The following is a 17478-nucleotide window of genomic DNA, read 5'->3' on the forward strand; positions in this document are numbered from 1 at the left end:
ATCAGGCGCTCCCCGCATCAGCTTGCATTTCGCGCATTTCGGCGGGCGCAGGTTCCAGAATCCAGCCGTGAGCCACCTCGGATTTCAACTGAGCGTAAAAGGCATCAATCTCACCACCGAAGCGCTGCCACAAATCCTTGGCACTCATTTCGCCGTTGTGGCGGGCCAGAACGGTCGCGAGCGGAGCTTGAGCTTTGATGTCGGGTATCGCGCCCAAACGCAGCGGAGCGATCAACTCGGTTTTCGGAGCTTTCATGGGTTCCTCTTGTTCTTCGATGGCGATACCGGTGAAGGCTGCCACAGTTGCGCCTGCGAGCAATGAAGCCAGACGCTGCTTTCTCCCCAACTGCTCTCGCCACACAAATGCTTGCTCCGTCAGCACATCAAGCTTGGCCAAAACTGCTCGCTGTTCATCAAGCGGAGGAATGGGCATTGGGAAGCTTCGAAGCTGCGTCATATTGATCGACGCCAGATTAGTAGTTTGCTTGGAAGCTCCGGCGAAATAGTCGCGACCAACACTGGAATTGAATACGAGCTCAACCCATTTACTGAGCAATGACGTTGACGGCACGCGTGCCTTAAACACATGGTTTTGGTGGAGGCAGTTTTCCACACCACCTTGCCAAATAGCAGTACGGCCAACCTTGTCCCAATCACCACCTTCGGTAATCAGTAAATCCCCCTCTTCCACGAGATACTTATCAAGCTCTTCTTTTCCAATCTGAATTGTCTTCAGCGCAGCGAGCTTAAAAAATCCACGCTGGACGTTGGCCACCGCCAGATACGGGCAAGTGATGACATCTCGCCCACGTAAATCGCGGCCTTTGGTCACCCCACCTATAACGACAGCCACTTTGTCAAATGGCGCTATTGCCCAATGCTTTGGATATACAACATCCGAGTCTGCAACCGAGATGAGTTTCTGACGCCGCATAAGACCTGATGTGATGTATTGGTCACGCAAGCTATCGCAATCCGCCACGACCTCATCCACAGGCGAGGGGAATGTAGATGGCAACGAAAGCAAACCACGGACAGCCATGTTTTTGAGTTCTGTAACGAACTCATCCATGTCCCCTGGCCCATGAAACAGTCGCCCGAAGTTATCGGCCAGACGCGTCCAATTGGTTCTCAGTTCGTGCGGACTGACGGCGCTAGCGACGGCTTGAAGGGTGGATTGACGCAGATTACTTTGCAGTTTGCTGCGGACTTGCTGTTGCGCTTCCAGCGTGTCACACAAAGCCATCAGCTCATCGACTTTGGCGACGATGCGGGATTGCTCCTCGATTGGGGGAAGAGGAATGGGTAGCGCGCGTGCTGTGCTGGTGTTTAATTCCACCTGCTGCGTGGTGCCTGAAACAAGCGAATCAGGATGTGACGGATTGATACGTGACTGCACCCAAGGCGAAGCGATCACACACCACAAGTAGCGTGGAGAGCAATTGGCAAGCCGAACTACAGTAACGTGCGAATCTGCTACGGCTGTGACGTTTTCGTCCGACTGGTAAATTGCCACTCGACCGGCGGTCCCAGTTCCCGTGGAATTCCACAACAAGTCGCCCATGCAAAGAAATCGTTCTTTGCCGTATGAAGCCAATGACTCATCCGCCACAAAACGTGCGGGTGACAAATCAAATCCAGACCATTGCACACATTTTTGTGAAACAACGTGGGTCGAGCTATTCAATACATATTTTGGGCCTTTACCTCGTTGAATATAGAGACAGATCTGTTCAAGGCGAGTCCATTGCCAATGATCGGGCACCGAAAATGGTTTCGAATGCAATGGTGGGTGCATCCTGGTTGCTCGCAAATTGAGCTCTTTTTCATAAACACGACGTAACTCAGCAGCCGCTTCGATGGCTTGCGAAGCAGCAGCTTCTGCTTCGACACGCTCTACAAGCCGGCCTGAAATGGCCAGTTGGATGACCAGTTCACGCAGCTTGCCAACCCCTCCCGGCGCATTCGCAATATGCCCAAACTCCGCCAAAAACTGCTGCGCATCCATCAGACGTCCTCACTCAAAAAGTGATGCGTAAGTGCGGCAGCCAGCTCGCTCTTGAGCTGGTTTTCGGTTTCTTCAATTTCGCCAAGCAGTTTTTTGAGTTTCTCCAGCAGCAAATCCGGGTCGTGGGTTTCTTCTTCCGGTGCATTTGGGTTCTTGATGTCGAGATTGAAGATTGGCCAGTAGATGCGGTCGCCTGCTCCCTGTGCATCCCTCGATTGCAGGCGCAGCGGTTCGGCTTTGGCACGTAGCTCGGCAATGTGAGCGTCAATCTTTTCACGGTGGGCTGTGTCAGTAGTTCCGACCATGCTCCTGCGTAAGTCGGTCGCTTCGCCCTCCAGTGCAGCGGCTTGATTATTCAGGTCTTCGGCGCGTTGCCAGTGAGGTTGTGCTGCAGCCTCGGCTTGCTCACGCTTGGTTTTAAAGTCCACCTTCCAAGCACATTCGTTTTCCACGCGGTCGGCAAAGTCGTTCGTCTCGGTGCCCCACCATTCCAGCTCGGGCTTGAACTCTTCCAGCCGAATAGGCTTGGTTTTGGAATAGCTCTTGTAGCCCGCCGGGTAGGGATGCTCGTAAAACCAAATGGTGTCAGTGTGGAAATGTTCGGTGCCATCGTCCACCGTGGCGCCCTTGGTAAAGAACAGCAGGTTGGTTTTGATGGTGGTGTAAGGGGCAAATACGCCTTTGGGTAAACGGATGATCGTGTGTAGTTTGCAGTCGCGCAGCATCAACTTTTTCAACGCGCCTTTGATGCCATCACCAAACAAAAAGCCATCAGGTAACACCACGGCGGCGCGGCCGTGTTCTTTAAGTAGCTTTTTGATAATAAGCGCCATGAACATGTCGGCGGTTTCACGGGTGCGCAGGTCAGCTGGGTAGTCACTGCCCACGCCATCATCTTCGTAGCCTCCAAAAGGTGGGTTGGTGATGATGCAATCAACCTTGTTGTTGGCGTTCCATTCGTTCCAGCCGATGCCCAGTGTATTTTTGTGTTCGATCTGGCTGGGTACGTCGATGCCGTGCAGAAGCATGTTGGTGGTGCACAGTAGGTGGGGCAATTGCTTTTTTTCGATACCGTGGATCAGTTCTTCAATGGCGCGCTTGTCTTCAGCACTGGATTTGATGGTGAGCTGGTTACGAAAATGGTCAATCGCCGCAGTTAAGAAGCCGCCGGTGCCGCAGGCCGGGTCCATCACCGCTTCGCGCTTGTCTAGACGCGGGTTTACGCGGTCTGCCATGAAGGCGGTGATAGCGCGAGGGGTGTAGAACTCGCCCGCATTGCCTGCGCCGCGCAGGTCGTTGAGCATTTGCTCGTAGACATCGCCCAGGCTGGAGCGGGTTTTGAAGTCGTGGAAATTGATGGCGTCTTCCAGCTTTTCGATCACGGCCAGCATCTGCGGGCCGGATTTCATGTAGTTGTTGGCGTCGCGGAAAACTTCACGAATGACTTTGTGCTGGGGGCTGCGATCTGCGTCAATCTGGTCCTTAAGCGAGGGAAACAGTTCGTTGTTGACGAAGCTGATCACCTCGCTACCAGCGATCTGCGGCTTCTTCTTACCTTCACCATCGGCCTTGTAAGCCGCCCAGTTGCGCCAGCGGAAGCGTTCCGGTATGGGCGACTGATAGCCGGCGATGTCGTCTTCCCACTCTTCCTCGCGCTGGTCGAACACTTTGAGGAAGAGCATCCAGGTGAGCTGTCCGAGACGCTGGGCATCGCCGTCAACGCCGTCGTCCTTGCGCATGATGTCCTGGATGGACTTGATGGTACTGCTTAGATTCATTGAATTCTTCTCAAATCGTTCGGCCTGAGCGATGCTCAAGCCTGCTTTTGTTCAGGTATGTCGTAGAGCGCTTGCTCGAGCTCGTGCACAGCTTTGGTGTATTGCTCAACGCTACCGAAAATGCCTCGCCGGATTTGGGTTTTGCTGCCGAACTGATCAAACGGCGGCAACTCCAGCACTTTGGCGTCTTCAATGTCTTGCACGCCGTGGTCGGCGAATTTGTCCAGTAAAGCTTCGAGCACCGCGCGGGCTTGCTCGCCATATTTGCCGAACACATCGCGCTTCTTGACGTTGTTGGCACGCTCCCGGCGGGTGAGTGGCTTCTGGTCGAAAGCAACGTGGGCGACCAGATCGAAAATATCCAGCTCAAAGCCGTTGACTACAGCCTGCTGCAGTATTTCGAGCGGCACGCCGTGCTCCGCCAGTTCGTCCAGTACGGCCTGTTTGCGCTCGGCATTGTTCCAGCGGCGCAGAAAGTCGGTCATGGTACCGAATTCGGCTTGTAGCGCTTTCTTGATGTCGCCCCTGAGCAGAACGCGGTAATCCTCAGAGATGAGCTTTCCGTCCGCATCCAGGTATTGTGAGCGCTCCACCGCCACACGCACGTTGACATCGTCAATCACATATTTGGTGCGGCCTTCGCCGCCACCGCCGTCGCCTTTACCGCCATTGTCATCACCCGTTGGACCAAATCCATCGGGTGGTGTTTCCGGCTCGCCAGTGCCGGGCGGATTGGTGTCTTCGGGAGGCACCACGGGATCGTCGGGCGTGGGCTCGTAAATTACCACAGGCTCGCCATCAAAATCTGGGTCGGCGAACAGACGTGTGGCCCCTTTGAAATCCATGATGGTGAAGTACAGCTTCTGGTAGTCCTCACGCAGACGAGTACCGCGACCAATGATCTGTTTGAACTCGGTCATCGAGTTGATACTTTGGTCCAGCACAATAAGCTTGCAGGTCTTGGCATCGACACCGGTGGTCAGCAGCTTAGAGGTGGTGGCGATGACCGGATAAGGCTCGTCGTTGTCAATGAAATACGAGAGCTGGGCCTTGCCTTCGTTGTCATCACCGGTGATACGCATCACGTAGCGTCTATTGTTGGCGGCGGACGGGATGAGCTTCACCAGCTCTTGTCTCATGCGTTCGGCATGGTCCTGGTCATCGCAGAACACGATGGTCTTGGCCATCCGGTCAGTGGCCTTGAGATACTCCCAAACCTTGTTAGCCACGAGTTTGGTGCGTTTTTCTAGCACTAGATTGCGGTCGAAATCCTTGGTGTTGTACTGGCGTTGCTCAACTGCCTGCCCAAGCTTGTCGACCTTGCCTTTTTCGGGTGTATAACCAACCGCATCGAGATCGGTGGCAATACGGATCACCTTGTAAGGTGCGAGGAAGCCATCTTCGATTCCTTGCTTGAGCGAGTAGGTATAGACCGGGTCACCAAAGTAAGTGACATTGCTGACTTCTTTGGTTTCTTTGGGTGTTGCGGTCAGGCCCAGATGTGTGGCGCTGCTGAAATATTCGAGCACATCGCGCCAGGCCGAATCCTCAGCAGCGCTGCCTCGGTGGCATTCATCAATAACGATCAGGTCGAAGAAATCCGCAGGGAACTGCTTATAAATCTGTTTCCACTCTTCCTTGCCGGTGACCGCCTGATAAAGAGCAAGGTAGATCTCGTAGTTTTTCTTTATCTCGCGATTGGTAACCTTGTGCATGACCTCGCCGAAGGGGGCGAAATCTTGTTGCATCGTCTGGTCGACAAGTATGTTGCGGTCGGCCAAAAACAGGATGCGTTTTTTTTCCTTGGCTTTCCACATGCGCCAGATAATCTGGAATGCAGTGTAGGTTTTGCCAGTGCCGGTGGCCATGACCAACAGCACGCGTTGCTGGCCTTTGGCAATCGCTTCAACGGCACGATTTATGGCCACTCGCTGGTAATAGCGCGGTTCGCGGCCGCTGCCATCGGTGTAGTACGGCTGCTCGATGAGTTTGACGGCCTCACGTGTAGCCAGTCCTTTCCACTCCTGGTAAAGCGGCCACAAATCATCTAGCGAAGGGAATTCGCTGAGCTGCAGCTCGCGCTCGACGGGCAGGGTGAGGCCAGTACGGTCGTGGATCAGAAAGCCATCGCCATTGCTGCTGATGGCAAAAGGTGCATCCAGCATCTCTGCATAGGCCAAAGCCTGCTGCATACCCTGTCCGACCGAAAATCTGGCCTGCTTGGCTTCGACCACAGCAATCGGGACATTAGGCCGGGCATAGAGCACGAAATCGGCACGCTTGGGGCCGCCTTTTGCTTCGGGATTCTTAACGCGTGCTGCCAACTTGCCGCGCACCATCACGCGACCATCGGTGAGGCTCACCTCTTCACGAAACTGGTACATCTGCCACCCTGCCTGATGGATGGCCGGAGTGATGAACTTCGTGCAGATGTCACGCTCAGAAAATTGCGTCTTATCCATGAAGCCCACCCCAAAGAGCTTAATCCATTTAGTCGAAACTATCGTGCAGCCAATCTCAATTGGCAATCACAAAGCTTCAAAATCAGAAAAGCTAGAAAACGACGGGCATAAAAAAACCAGCCATCGCTAAGTGGCTGGATTATTTTAAGCTTAGGGGTCAGGACGGAGTGATTCGAACAACCCCACAGGAAGCTTCCTGCTAGAAGCGTCATGAGCCTCTTCAAGCTCTATGTACTCAATGGCCGCCTCACGTATGATTCGGTGGGCGAAACGCAGTCGCATACCTACCAAGTGCCAGAGCTATTATCTGTTGACCCCCCTGACACGGTCCACTCGCCCGAATCGCCGTCTTGAATATTCGATGCTTCGTTTTAGGTTGCCGGCCAACGACGGTGGACGGGAGCCATCCAGATACGACCTATCACGCGGAGTTAGCATGGGGGGACAAATGGGGGGATGAATGAAAAACTCTCTAACAATCTCTTTAAAATCAATACATTATAACCATAAAACGCCGCCCACAAGCCGGCTTTTTAATGCCTGAAACATTCCCCTGCGCGCACCTGAGCTGCCAAGCCCACACTTCGAACCACACCGGGAAAAACTCGACTACTTTTACTCGGTCGTAACCTATTCTCACTGGAGTGGTCATGAAACTCATCGGCATGCTCGATTCCCCCTACGTGCGCCGCGTCGCGGTATCGCTGGAGCTGTACGGCATCAGCTTCGAACACCAGGCGCTGTCGGTGTTTCGCAATTTTGCCGAATTCGCCGCGATCAATCCGGTGGTCAAGGCACCGAGCCTGGTGCTGGACGACGGCACGCTGCTGATGGATTCGACGCTGATTCTGGATTACTTCGAAGCCCTGGCCGTACCCGCCAAAAAGTTATTGCCACAAGACCCGCTGGCCCGCGCCAGCGATTTGCAGGTGATCGGCCTGGCGCTGGCGGCCAGTGAGAAGTCGGTGCAGATCTACTACGAGCACAACCTGCGCCCCCAAGAGAAGCTGCACACGCCCTGGCTGGAGCGGGTGACCGGGCAGTTGCAGGCGGCGTATGCGCGGCTCGACGGCTTGCTCGCCGAACAGCCGAGCAAGTGCCCCACCCTGCCCTTGAGCCAGGCAGAAATCACCACGGCGGTGGCCTGGTCGTTCACCCAGTACGTATGCGCCGAGGTGGTTGCGGCCAGCGACTATGCGCATGTGCAGCGTCTGGCGCAGAAGATCGAAGGGCATCCGGCGATGCTCAAGTACCCGATCGAATAGCGTCCGGCGCCAACCCCTCGCGCAGCATCTGCACGAAGGCATCCCGGGCCGGATGCCTTGCTGCCTGGGCATGCCAGTAGAAGGCGTTGCTGATGGCCTTGAGTTCGGCGAACTCATGGCCGCTCCAGCCGGCGCCCTTGCGGTATTGCTCGAAGATGCCCCTGGGCACCAGCGACACTCCGGCGCCAGCACTGACGCAACTGACGATGGCGCCATAGCTGGCAATGCCGACAATCGGCAGTTTTTGCCCCTGTTCGAGCAACCAGTGCTCCAGAGCCGCGCGGTATGGGCAACCTTCCGGCCACATGAAGATGGCCTTGCCCTGCAGGTCTTCAGCGCTGCGAATCGGCCCCAGCGATTCAGGCGCGATCAGCACCAGGTCTTCCTGGTACATGGGCGTGCGCTTGAGCAACGGCCGCTCGACCTCCACTGCGACAATCGCCCCGTCGAGGCGATGGTTGAGCACGTCATCGAGCAGTTGCGACCAGGTGCCCGTGCTCAATTCCAGTGATACCTGCGGGAAGCGCGCATGGTATTCGGCCAGTAACCGCGGAAGCCGGCCACTGGCCGAGGACTCGATGGCGCCGATACGCAGGCGCCCGCTGGGCATGGCTTGCGGGCTCAGGGCGGCCTTCGAGGCTTCGGCCAGGGCGAGCATCTGGGTGGCGTATTCAAGGAAGGTTTCGCCTGCCGGGCTGATCTTCAAACCGCGACCATGGCGAAAGAACAGCGCCACGCCCAGCTCTTGTTCAAGCGCCTTGATCCGCGCAGTGATGTTCGACGGCACGTAGTGCAACACCTCGGCCGCACGGGCGATGCTGCCGGTGTCGTAGACCGTCTTGAACATGCGAATCTGCATCAGCTCCATACATCACCCAAAGTGAACGATACGCTCAGTATAAGTCGATTGTGGTGAGCATAGGCCTTTCTGATACTGAAGCTCCCAGCCCCCCGGAGCCTCTTGCGATGCCACGCGCCCAATCCCTGAAAATCGTCCTGGCGACCCTGTTCGTGGTGCTGTGCTGGGCCTACTCACCCACCGGCATCCATATCGCCCTGCAAGGCTACGAACCGGGCCATCTGGCCTTGGCGCGGTTTATCGTGGCGTCGGTATTCATGGCCTTTGTCGCACTGTGGCGAGGGATCAGCCTGCCCCGGCTCAAGGACTTGCCGCTGTTGATGCTGCTCGGTTTTTTCGCAGTGTTTGCCCACCATGTGGCGATCAACTTCGGCCAGCGCGGGATCAGTGCCGGGGCATCCAGTGTGCTGGCGCAATCCACACCGTTGTTCAGCCTGTTGATCGGCTGTTTTGTTCTGCGTCAGAAGGCCAGCGCCTGGCACTGGGGCTGCCTGGTGCTGGGCATGCTTGGCGCGGCGATGGTGGTTGCCGGGGATCACGGGCCAGGCGCACTGAACGCCCACGGCCTGCTGGTGCTGTTGGCCGCGCTGTCGTGGAGTATCTACTTCACCCTGCAGAAACTTCATGGCCATCGGTACGACGGCCTGACCATGGTCTGCTACACCATCTGGGCCGGCACCGCCTTGCTGCTGGTGTATCTGCCGGGCCTGGCCGGCGCCGTGAAGGCCGCGCCACTGCAGGCAGACCTGGCGGTGTTGATGCTGGGCGTATTTCCCAGCGCCCTGGCCTACCTGGGCTGGGCCTTTGTACTGAGCCACACGCAGGTCAGCCGGGCAACCATGGCGCTGTACCTGATCCCGCCCTGCGCCATGCTGATCGCGGCCTCGCTGCTCGGCGAGCAGCCTTCGCTGATGGTGATAGTCGCAGCGGTGGTCGTGTTGATCAGTGTGCTGGCCTTGAACATTCCATCACGGCGGCGAATTCAACGGCCTGAACAGTTGCACCAATAGCCGGCCAAGTATGTAGAGCAGTGGTACCGCGAACAGCAGGCTGAACAGCACGATGTTCATCGCTTCACCGGCAATGACCTGCGGATCGCAACTGATCGGCCCGCTATTACCGCGCCCAAGGCGGATACACCCGGACTTGGGGTGGGCCGTCCAGTACGCCGCCGCGATGCACAAGCCGACCATCACTGAAAGCAGCAGCATCACCACCTGATCGCTGCCGCTTATCTGCAAGCGTTGCCAGCGTTCTTTCACGCGCAGCTTCAGCATGCCGCGCTCTGAATCACGTCCTTGTTCATGCTCAACTCCGTTGCATAAGGCGCGCAGTCAGGCCGCCTCGGCAAATTTCACCTTGAAGTAATCCAGCAGGGTTTTGCCCCGGTAAAAAACCTCGCGCACCTCGGCACTTTCTTTGAGCAGCGCCTCACTAGGAAGCGCATGCTGATCCGCCGGCAAGGGCCGGGACCACTCCTGCACCGCTTTGGGGAACAGGGCCCTGGGACGATTGTTGACCCAGTTGGAGATATGGCAGGGCAAGGTCCAGCCACCGAACGCCTGGACGAACAGAAAGCCGAACACGTACTGCAGCCACGGGAAATTTTCCCGATAGCCGAGGCGGGCCATGTGGAAAAACGCCACCGTGCCCTCTTCGAATTCTTCTGACGGTGGCGCCGGCAAGGCTGCCGGGCCCTCTTCCATGTAGGCGCGAATCGCCTCCCACTCGGCCACTGCAGCGCGCAGGCTGCCGCAGGCCACAGTCAGCCAGAGGACGTTACCGCTGGCGGCGTCACGCAGGCCGATCATCAGTTTGAACTCGGGCAGCACCGCGTATTCGGTGACCAGTTTGCCGGCCGAGACACAGGCGATAACCTCTTCCCACGGCACATAATGGGGGGCTGCACCTTTCTTCGGCACCATCGCCACTTCGCGTCGCTGGCGGTTGAAACGGATCGGCGGCTGGACTCTGAGCTCGCGCACAGTCTTGCAGAAAATGAACACGTACATCAGCGCCAACGCGCCGATAAAGCCCCAGATCGGCGGCGAGGCGAGAAAGTCGAGAACACCCGACCAGAACGGCTCGTACTTGCGCCGTGCCCAGCCCGCGAGCAGCGCCGTCATCACAAAGCTGGTGATCACGCCCATGACCGCGGCAATGCCGCAGCGGGCCATGAACTCGAAGTTGCCCCGGCCGATGCCGAAGTCCAGGTAGACCTCGTTGGCATCACGGTGCAGGAGCTGGTAGCTGTAGGCCTCGACGCCCGTGGGCAAGGGTTTGGGCGACAGGTAGACAATCTCGGTGCCAGAGACTTGCTCGAAGTCTCCGGCATGGGGCAGGCGTTGGTACTTACTGTCAGGCATGAAAACGGTCCGAGTCCTTTCGACAAGGAAGGCACGCCAAGGCGCGCCTCCTATGAATAACGCCGCACAGTATCGCGCAAATAGTCATCCAGCTGTTGCGTATCACCGCGCAGCCGCGGCAAGGCTGGTGAAGTTTCTGCACGCAGCAGCTCAGTGTCGATGAACTGCTGCAGCACCACCCGTCGCGGCCCGTAATCGGCCTCGACCGCCTGGCGCTTGATGCGCAGCAATTCATCGATCTCGGCAAGCATCTGTGGCTCGTTCAAGGTGCCTGCCAAGAGGTCGGCAAAGGCCGTCGGCGGCATGCCCAGGCCCAGGTCGATCCAGCGCACCGCCAACAGCGAACGCAGCACGTAAAGGTACTTCTTGAAGCGCACCTGCTCGCCCTGGAGAAAGTCGCGGTGGTTCTTTTTCGCCATCGACAAGTAGTGATGCCGCGCCGCCCGGGCGCTGTAGAAGTTCAGCGCCAGCGCCCGCAGCGACTCGACCGCACCGGGCTCGGCGCGATACACCAGCGGCGAGCCGAGCCATTCGAGCAGGGTCGGGTTGGAGTTGCGCAGCAGCTTCAGGGTCTTGCGCAACTCCCAACCGCTGATGTCCAGCTCGTCGGTCAGCGGCCGTTCGATCACGTCGCGCGGCTCGTCGACACGCAGGTACCAGTCCTGGCGCGGGACGTAGATGAAGCGCACGTCGAAATCGCTGTCGGTGGAGGCAAAGCCCCAGGCACGGCTGCCGGATTCGCAGGCGTAGAGCACGCGCACATCGTGTTCAAGCTCGACCCGGCGCAATTCTTCAAGCACCCACTCGCGCATGGCGCACGGCAGTGGGTGACGGTCTTCCTTGTTCATGGTGTATCCCTTCCTATCCCTTTACGCACACCACCTGACGCAGGGTGTGCACTACTTCCACCAGTTCGCGCTGGGCTTGCATCACCGCGTCGATGTCCTTGTAGGCCATGGGGATCTCGTCGATCACGTCCTTGTCCTTGCGGCATTCGACATGGGCAGTGGCGCGGCGCTGATCCTCAACGGTGAACGCCTGCTTGGCCCGGGTACGGCTCATCACCCGCCCGGCGCCATGGCTGCAGGAGCAGAACGCCTCTTCGTTGCCCAGGCCACGAACGATGAAACTCTTGGCGCCCATGGAGCCGGGAATAATCCCCAGCTCGCCCTTTTGCGCCGACACTGCGCCCTTGCGGGTGACCAGCACGTCGTGGCCAAAGTGATGCTCGCGCTGCACATAGTTGTGGTGGCAGTTGACCGCTTCGAGGTTGGCCTCAAAGGGTTTGCCGAGCACCTTGCGTGTAGCGGCGATCACCGCGTGCATCATCAGCGCACGGTTCTGCCGGGCGAAATCCTGAGCCCACTCCACCGCCTCGACGTAGTCGGCAAAGTGCCGGCTGCCTTCTTCGAAATAGGCCAGGTTGCGGTCCGGCAGGTTGGCGATGTGCTGGCGCATGTCGGCCTGGGCCAGTTCAATGAACAGGTTGCCGATGGCATTGCCGACCCCGCGTGAACCGCTGTGCAACATGAACCAGACGCGGTTGGCTTCATCCAGGCAAACCTCGATGAAATGATTGCCGCCGCCGAGGGTGCCCAGGTGCTGGCGGTTGTTGGTTTTCTCAAGCTTCGGGTACTTGTCGGTGATCGCCTTGAAGCGCGCCGCCAGGTCGTGCCAGGCACGGTCGGCCATGGCCGGCACGCTGTCCCAGGCGCCCTGGTCGCGGCGGCCGAAGGTCTTGCCGTGGGGCACAGCCTTTTCGATCGCCGAGCGCAGGCCGTGCAGGTTGTCCGGCAGGTCGCTGGCGGTCAGCGAGGTGCGCGCGGCAATCATGCCGCAGCCGATGTCGACGCCAACCGCCGCCGGGATGATCGCGCCCAGGGTCGGGATCACGCTGCCGATGGTCGAGCCCTTGCCCAGGTGCACATCGGGCATCACCGCCAGGTGCTTGAAGATGAACGGCATCTTCGCGGTGTTCAGCAGTTGCTCACGGGCGCCCTCGTCCACCGGGACGCCGTCGGTCCAGAGCTTGATCGGCTTGCCGCCGGCCACTTCGAGTATGTTCATGTCGGTACTTCCATTTTAATCTGTTGCTGCCGGGCTGCTTGAGCCCGGCAACGCTCATCCGGCCTTGATGCTGACCAGTCCATTCAACACCTGATCCAGGCCGCCGAACACCGAAATCCGGTCGATGCGCTCGGCCACCCGCTCCAGGGTCTCCAGCTCCTTCAGGCGCAGGGCCGTCGGGTTGTCTTCCATGACTTTGGCGGTGTTGAGCAGCGATCGGGTCGCCGAGGTCTCTTCACGGCGGCGGATGACGTTGGCTTGCGCCGCTTTCTCTGCCTCCACCACCTGCGCCAGCAGGGTTTTCATCTCGCCTGGGAGGATGATGTCGCGCACCCCCAGGCCGCTGACTTCGATGCCGCTGCCGGCGAGTTTCTCCTGCAGGTACTGGCTGACCGAATCGTCGATCAACTGCTTGTTTTCCAACAGCTCATCGAGGGTGCGGGTACCCACCGCCGCCCGCAGGCCGAACTGCACCTCGCGGTACAGATGCTCCAGCGGTTTGCTCAACTGCGCGAACGCACCGAGCACATCGCTGTAGCGCCAGTTGGCCGCAAGATTCAGGCGCAGGCTGACCTTGTCGCGGGTGAGAATTTCCTGCCCGCTGATTTCCATGGCCTGGATCCGCATGTCGACCAACTCGACACTCACCTGGCGGTTGAAGCGCCAGAAACCGTACTGCCCGGCACCCAGCAACTCTTCCACCACGCCATCGACCTTCAACACACCGACATGGAACGCCGGCACCGCCGCCAGCAATACCGCATCCAGCCCGGCCAGGCTGCGACCGCGCAGTTTAGGCTGGTTGAGCTGGGCTACCAGGGCGGTATCCAGGCGATAGGTCTGGCTCAGGTCGATGCGCTGCAGGGTCTGCGCGCTCTGGCCCTTCCAGTACAGCTGGCGGCTGCCCGGAGCCAGCAATTCGACCAGGGCACCGTCCTCAAAACGCAGGCCGGCTTCGTTTTCCGCCAGGTCCATGCGCTCGAAATACTGCTCGACCAAGGCCGGCTCGCTCTGACGCAGGTAGCCCGCCAGGCGATGTTCGAACAGCGAAGTATTGAGGCTGAAGGTTTCTACCGTCAGCCGGTTGTGCAGGTCGAAACGCTTGTGCACGCCAGGTTCGAGGATCGACACAAAGTCGCCTTCGCAGAACAGCAGGCCGCGTTCGTTCTTTTTCACGATAAAGCGTTTCAACAGTTTCATCTTGATCATCCTGTGCAATTAAGTCCTTGGTGCCGGTGTTGCCAAAGCGCCGAGCGTTGCGGGCGTGGCCCGGAGGAGGCAGTTGCCGGGACTTCCTGTCCACTGGCCGCATCCTGCGGTGCGGCAACTGCCTTGCTCCGGGCCCGGCCAACAAGCCGGGCAAATCGGCGGTGGGCGTGTGCGCTCCGTGCGCACCTTGCAGCCTTGCCTGGCTACGCCCCACCGGCGGGTACAACATTTGAATACCTTGGAGGGTATGTAAGGTTCGAGTCAGGCCTCGAGACCAGCGTCTCCGTGAGGAGCCACGCTATCGACTGCACGTTGCGGCGGCGGCATGCACGACACCTACACCAGGGGTGGGCTCGTGCACCGGCGGGGACATAAACCCCGTCCCGTTGGCCAGCTTGGCGATGCGGTCGGGGAAGATATTGCGAGGGGCGTGCCAGGTTTTGAATCAGGTCCGAAATTAATTTTTAACTTACTGATTTATAAGGCTTTTATTTTTACCAACAAAAAATCATGAGTTTTCTCAGCCTACACCAGACAAGATTTTTATATATTATGGGATACACATTTATCTATTGAGCTAAACAGCAATGAGCAAGCGCAGCGTCGCCATCGGCTTTCTCGGCACCACCCTGGATCGCAACGGCAAAGGCGCGGCGCGCTGGCAGCGCTGGCGGCCGACCATCAGCCTGTGCCAGCAGGCACAAACCCCCATCGACCGCCTGGAGCTGATCCACGGCACCAGCGCTCGCGACCTGGGCCTGGCCGAGCGCATTCGCGAAGATATCCAGAGCATCTCGCCGCACACCGAGGTGCGTTTGCAGCCGATGGTTTTGCGTAACCCTTGGGACTTCGAGGAGGTCTATGGCGCGCTGCACGACTTTGCCAGCGCCTACCCCTTCGATACCGAGCACGAGGACTACCTGGTGCATATCACCACCGGTACCCACGTGGCGCAGATCTGCTGGTTCCTGCTGACCGAGGCGCGCTACCTGCCGGCGCGGCTGATCCAGACCTCGCCAGCGCGCGGCAAGGAAGACATCGCCGACCCGGCCGGCACCAGCACGCTGATTGACCTCGACCTGTCGCGCTATGACCACATCGCATCGCGCTTTCAGCGCGAGCAGGCCGACAGCCTGAATTTTCTCAAGGCCGGCATCGCTACCCGCAACGCCGCCTTCAACCGCTCCATCGAGCAGATCGAGCGGGTGGCGCTGCGCTCACGGGCACCGATGCTGCTGGTCGGCCCGACCGGCGCTGGCAAGTCGTTCCTGGCCCGGCGCATCTATGAGCTCAAGCGCGGCCGCCATCAGCTGGAGGGACGCTTCGTTGAAGTGAACTGCGCCACCCTGCGCGGCGACGGCGCCATGTCGACACTGTTTGGCCATAGCAAAGGCGCCTTCACCGGCGCCCAGAACGCCCGCGAAGGCCTACTGCGCGCCGCCGATGGCGGCATGTTGTTCCTTGATGAAATCGGCGAGCTGGGCGCGGATGAGCAAGCCATGCTGCTCAAGGCCATCGAAGAAAAACGCTTCTTCCCGCTGGGCTCGGACCGTGAGGTAGAGAGCGACTTCCAGCTGATCGCGGGCACCCACCGCGACCTGCGCAGCCGGGTCGCCGAAGGGCTGTTTCGCGAAGACCTTTACGCGCGCATCAACCTCTGGACCTTCGCCCTGCCAGGCCTGGCAGGGCGCCGCGAAGACATCGAGCCGAACATCGATTTCGAACTGCAGCGCCATGCCCGCGAACAGAACCGCCAAGTGCGCTTCAACCTCGAAGCCAAGCGCCGCTACCTGGCCTTTGCCAACTCGCCGCAAGCGCGCTGGGCCGGTAACTTTCGCGAGCTGTCGGCGTCGATCACGCGCATGGCCACCCTCGCCGACAGCGGCCGTATCGACGAGCCGCTGGTACTGGAAGAAATCGAGCGCCTGCAACACGCCTGGGGCCTGGAGCAAGGTGCCGACCCACTCGACGCCTTGCTCGGCGACCAGGCCCTTGACCAGTTCGACCGTCTGCAACTGCAGGCGGTACTCAAGGTGTGCGGCAACGCCCGCACACTGTCCGAGGCCGGGCGCCAGTTGTTCGATGTCTCGCGCCTGGAAAAAGAAAAGCCCAATGACGCCGACCGTTTGCGCAAATACCTGGCACGCTTTGGCCTGGACTGGAATCAACTCAAGGGCTGAACAGGGTGCTAGAATCCGCGCCCTCTTCGGCCGCACCTGGCCGAGCACTACCGAAAAAGGACTCTCGGCTATGTCATTGCTGACAGCGACCCGCCTGCACCTCTGCTCCTTCGGCCTGCTGGCCGGCCTCAGCCTCACCGCAACCACTGCTTTCGCCGACGAGGCCACCGACCAGGCCCTGCACAAAGGCCGCTGGCAAGGCATGGCCGCCATGGCCAACCTGTACCTCAACGACGCCACCCCGGCCGAGTTCATGGATGCCGGTGACAAAGAGAAGAGCGAGCACGACAACTATGCCGGCGCCCTGGCCTTCTACCTGACCGCCGCCCGCCTCGACCCGAAGAACGCCTTCGCCGCGTACCAGGCCGCTGCCGCGCTGTCGTCCATGGACAGCCCGGAACTGGCCGCGCAATACCTCGACGAGGCCCGCGAGCGCGGCTTCTGGCAAGCGGTTATTCTCAAGGAAGACGACGAACTGGAGCCGATGAAAAACGACCCGGCCTACCAGAAGCTGCTGCAAGCGGCCGAGAAGAACTACCCGACCCAGGCCAAGGACGCCGGCCTCGCCGCCTTCAGCATCCCTGAAGGCAAGGCCCCGGCTGGCGGCTGGCCGGTGGTGGTGTGGCTGGCAGGCTTTGGCACCGAAGGCGTCAAGGGCACCAACATGCGCGCCGACCTGGTCGGCGACAAGGCCGTGCTGGTGGCCCTGAACGGTACCCTCAAGCGCGACGAGCATCAGTTCATGTGGCAGCAGCAGTCGGTCGAGCCGACCGAACAAGCGGTGGCCGCAGCGCTGAAGAAGCTGGAAAAAGACACCCGCATCGACCGCTCGAAAGTCGCCCTGATCGGCTTCTCCCAGGGTGCCGAACACGCCGCCCACCTGATCGCCCAGTACCCGCAGAACTACAGCGGCGCGGTACTGCTGTCGCCGGGCGGCTTCAAGATCCCGTTCACCGTGCAGAAGGCCAAGGACAAGCGCCTGGTCGTGGTCCACGGCGCCCAGGAGCATGAAAGCAACCTGCAACTGACCGCCACCACCGAAAAAGCCTTCGCCAGCAACAACAAGGTGCAGAGCCACGAACACCCTGAAGGCCACACCTTCCAGGACGACTGGCGCAAGGCCTACCCAGGCTACCTGGACTACGCCCTGGGCCTTTGAGTGCGCGCCAGGCAGCCCCGGAAAGCACCTGAGAAATAATCTGTTCGAGAAAATTTACAGCCCTGCAGACAGCTACTAAGGTGAATGCAGAGGAATGAACCGCGACTGATTCAAGGCAGTCGCAT

14 protein-coding genes are annotated in these 17478 nt (G+C 59.3%); 5 read left to right on the forward strand and 9 right to left on the reverse strand.

The window, feature by feature from the left end; translation table 11 throughout:
• Position 1: 1 nt before the first annotated feature.
• From LOY54_RS24215 to hsdR, 3 genes are read right to left on the reverse strand one after another with little or no spacing between them, the layout of a single operon-like run.
• Positions 2-2008, reverse strand: a complete 2007-nt coding sequence (locus LOY54_RS24215) for a restriction endonuclease subunit S (protein ID WP_258608214.1) — start codon at positions 2006-2008, stop codon at positions 2-4.
• Entirely contained in the window at positions 2008-3786 is a 1779-nt protein-coding gene (locus LOY54_RS24220) for a type I restriction-modification system subunit M (RefSeq protein WP_258610748.1), read from the reverse strand. Before LOY54_RS24220 ends, LOY54_RS24215 begins: the two co-directional genes overlap by 1 nt.
• A gap of 35 nt (positions 3787-3821) precedes the next feature.
• A complete protein-coding gene (hsdR, locus tag LOY54_RS24225; protein WP_258608216.1) occupies positions 3822-6248 on the reverse strand; it encodes an EcoAI/FtnUII family type I restriction enzme subunit R in 2427 nt (808 codons plus the stop codon).
• A gap of 650 nt (positions 6249-6898) precedes the next feature.
• On the opposite strand from hsdR, the gene LOY54_RS24230 reads away from it, so the two are divergent.
• Positions 6899-7513: a glutathione S-transferase family protein gene (locus tag LOY54_RS24230; protein ID WP_093379102.1), complete on the forward strand. Its 615-nt coding sequence runs from the start codon at positions 6899-6901 to the stop codon at positions 7511-7513.
• On the opposite strand, the gene LOY54_RS24235 is transcribed toward LOY54_RS24230, so the two are convergent.
• Positions 7494-8381, reverse strand: coding sequence for a LysR family transcriptional regulator (locus tag LOY54_RS24235; protein WP_258608219.1), 888 nt, complete (start codon positions 8379-8381; stop codon positions 7494-7496). The two genes, LOY54_RS24230 and LOY54_RS24235, sit on opposite strands and share 20 nt — an antisense overlap.
• Positions 8382-8479: 98 nt before the next feature.
• Between LOY54_RS24235 and LOY54_RS24240 the strand changes: the two genes are divergently transcribed.
• Positions 8480-9382: a DMT family transporter gene (locus LOY54_RS24240; protein ID WP_195885123.1), complete on the forward strand. Its 903-nt coding sequence runs from the start codon at positions 8480-8482 to the stop codon at positions 9380-9382.
• Here LOY54_RS24240 and LOY54_RS24245 read toward each other — a convergent pair.
• From LOY54_RS24245 to LOY54_RS24265, 5 genes are read right to left on the reverse strand one after another with little or no spacing between them, the layout of a single operon-like run.
• Positions 9341-9649, reverse strand: a complete 309-nt coding sequence (locus LOY54_RS24245; RefSeq protein ID WP_258608221.1) for a hypothetical protein — start codon at positions 9647-9649, stop codon at positions 9341-9343. The two genes, LOY54_RS24240 and LOY54_RS24245, sit on opposite strands and share 42 nt — an antisense overlap.
• Before the next feature lie 57 nt (positions 9650-9706).
• Complete coding sequence (locus LOY54_RS24250) at positions 9707-10738, reverse strand: hypothetical protein (protein WP_093379088.1); 1032 nt, start codon at positions 10736-10738, stop codon at positions 9707-9709.
• A gap of 50 nt (positions 10739-10788) precedes the next feature.
• On the reverse strand, positions 10789-11586 hold the full coding sequence (locus LOY54_RS24255; protein WP_258608223.1) for a nucleotidyltransferase domain-containing protein: 798 nt from the start codon (positions 11584-11586) through the stop codon (positions 10789-10791).
• Between the two features lie 13 nt (positions 11587-11599).
• Positions 11600-12805 (reverse strand): RtcB family protein, encoded by a 1206-nt coding sequence (locus tag LOY54_RS24260; RefSeq protein WP_093379082.1) that lies wholly within the window; start codon positions 12803-12805, stop codon positions 11600-11602.
• 54 nt (positions 12806-12859) lie between these two features.
• Positions 12860-14005, reverse strand: a complete 1146-nt coding sequence (locus LOY54_RS24265; RefSeq protein WP_258608225.1) for a slipin family protein — start codon at positions 14003-14005, stop codon at positions 12860-12862.
• A 334-nt stretch (positions 14006-14339) separates the two neighbouring features.
• On the opposite strand from LOY54_RS24265, the gene LOY54_RS24270 reads away from it, so the two are divergent.
• The 3 genes from LOY54_RS24270 to LOY54_RS24280 all read left to right on the forward strand — a co-directional run bounded on the left by LOY54_RS24270 (position 14340) and on the right by LOY54_RS24280 (position 17353).
• Complete coding sequence (locus LOY54_RS24270) at positions 14340-14528, forward strand: hypothetical protein (protein ID WP_258608227.1); 189 nt, start codon at positions 14340-14342, stop codon at positions 14526-14528.
• A gap of 73 nt (positions 14529-14601) precedes the next feature.
• A complete protein-coding gene (gene rtcR / locus LOY54_RS24275) occupies positions 14602-16194 on the forward strand; it encodes an RNA repair transcriptional activator RtcR (protein ID WP_213603153.1) in 1593 nt (530 codons plus the stop codon).
• A 70-nt stretch (positions 16195-16264) separates the two neighbouring features.
• Positions 16265-17353, forward strand: coding sequence for an alpha/beta hydrolase (locus tag LOY54_RS24280; RefSeq protein ID WP_045199943.1), 1089 nt, complete (start codon positions 16265-16267; stop codon positions 17351-17353).
• Positions 17354-17478 lie beyond the last annotated feature (125 nt).

Origin of the sequence: Pseudomonas sp. B21-032 (assembly GCF_024748965.1) — a bacterium.
GTDB lineage: Bacteria > Pseudomonadota > Gammaproteobacteria > Pseudomonadales > Pseudomonadaceae > Aquipseudomonas.

What these genes read in the sequence shown, in the direction of transcription:
- LOY54_RS24245 (WP_258608221.1), bottom strand. Translation starts at nt 9,649, where the DNA reads ATGCTGAAGCTGCGCGTGAAAGAACGCTGGCAACGCTTGCAGATAAGC.
- LOY54_RS24265 (WP_258608225.1), bottom strand. Translation starts at nt 14,005, where the DNA reads ATGAAACTGTTGAAACGCTTTATCGTGAAAAAGAACGAACGCGGCCTG.
- LOY54_RS24215 (WP_258608214.1), bottom strand. Translation starts at nt 2,008, where the DNA reads ATGGATGCGCAGCAGTTTTTGGCGGAGTTTGGGCATATTGCGAATGCG.
- LOY54_RS24250 (WP_093379088.1), bottom strand. Translation starts at nt 10,738, where the DNA reads ATGCCTGACAGTAAGTACCAACGCCTGCCCCATGCCGGAGACTTCGAG.
- LOY54_RS24280 (WP_045199943.1), top strand. Translation starts at nt 16,265, where the DNA reads ATGTCATTGCTGACAGCGACCCGCCTGCACCTCTGCTCCTTCGGCCTG.
- LOY54_RS24255 (WP_258608223.1), bottom strand. Translation starts at nt 11,586, where the DNA reads ATGAACAAGGAAGACCGTCACCCACTGCCGTGCGCCATGCGCGAGTGG.
- LOY54_RS24260 (WP_093379082.1), bottom strand. Translation starts at nt 12,805, where the DNA reads ATGAACATACTCGAAGTGGCCGGCGGCAAGCCGATCAAGCTCTGGACC.
- rtcR (WP_213603153.1), top strand. Translation starts at nt 14,602, where the DNA reads ATGAGCAAGCGCAGCGTCGCCATCGGCTTTCTCGGCACCACCCTGGAT.
- LOY54_RS24240 (WP_195885123.1), top strand. Translation starts at nt 8,480, where the DNA reads ATGCCACGCGCCCAATCCCTGAAAATCGTCCTGGCGACCCTGTTCGTG.
- LOY54_RS24270 (WP_258608227.1), top strand. Translation starts at nt 14,340, where the DNA reads ATGCACGACACCTACACCAGGGGTGGGCTCGTGCACCGGCGGGGACAT.
- LOY54_RS24235 (WP_258608219.1), bottom strand. Translation starts at nt 8,381, where the DNA reads ATGGAGCTGATGCAGATTCGCATGTTCAAGACGGTCTACGACACCGGC.
- LOY54_RS24220 (WP_258610748.1), bottom strand. Translation starts at nt 3,786, where the DNA reads ATGAATCTAAGCAGTACCATCAAGTCCATCCAGGACATCATGCGCAAG.
- hsdR (WP_258608216.1), bottom strand. Translation starts at nt 6,248, where the DNA reads ATGGATAAGACGCAATTTTCTGAGCGTGACATCTGCACGAAGTTCATC.
- LOY54_RS24230 (WP_093379102.1), top strand. Translation starts at nt 6,899, where the DNA reads ATGAAACTCATCGGCATGCTCGATTCCCCCTACGTGCGCCGCGTCGCG.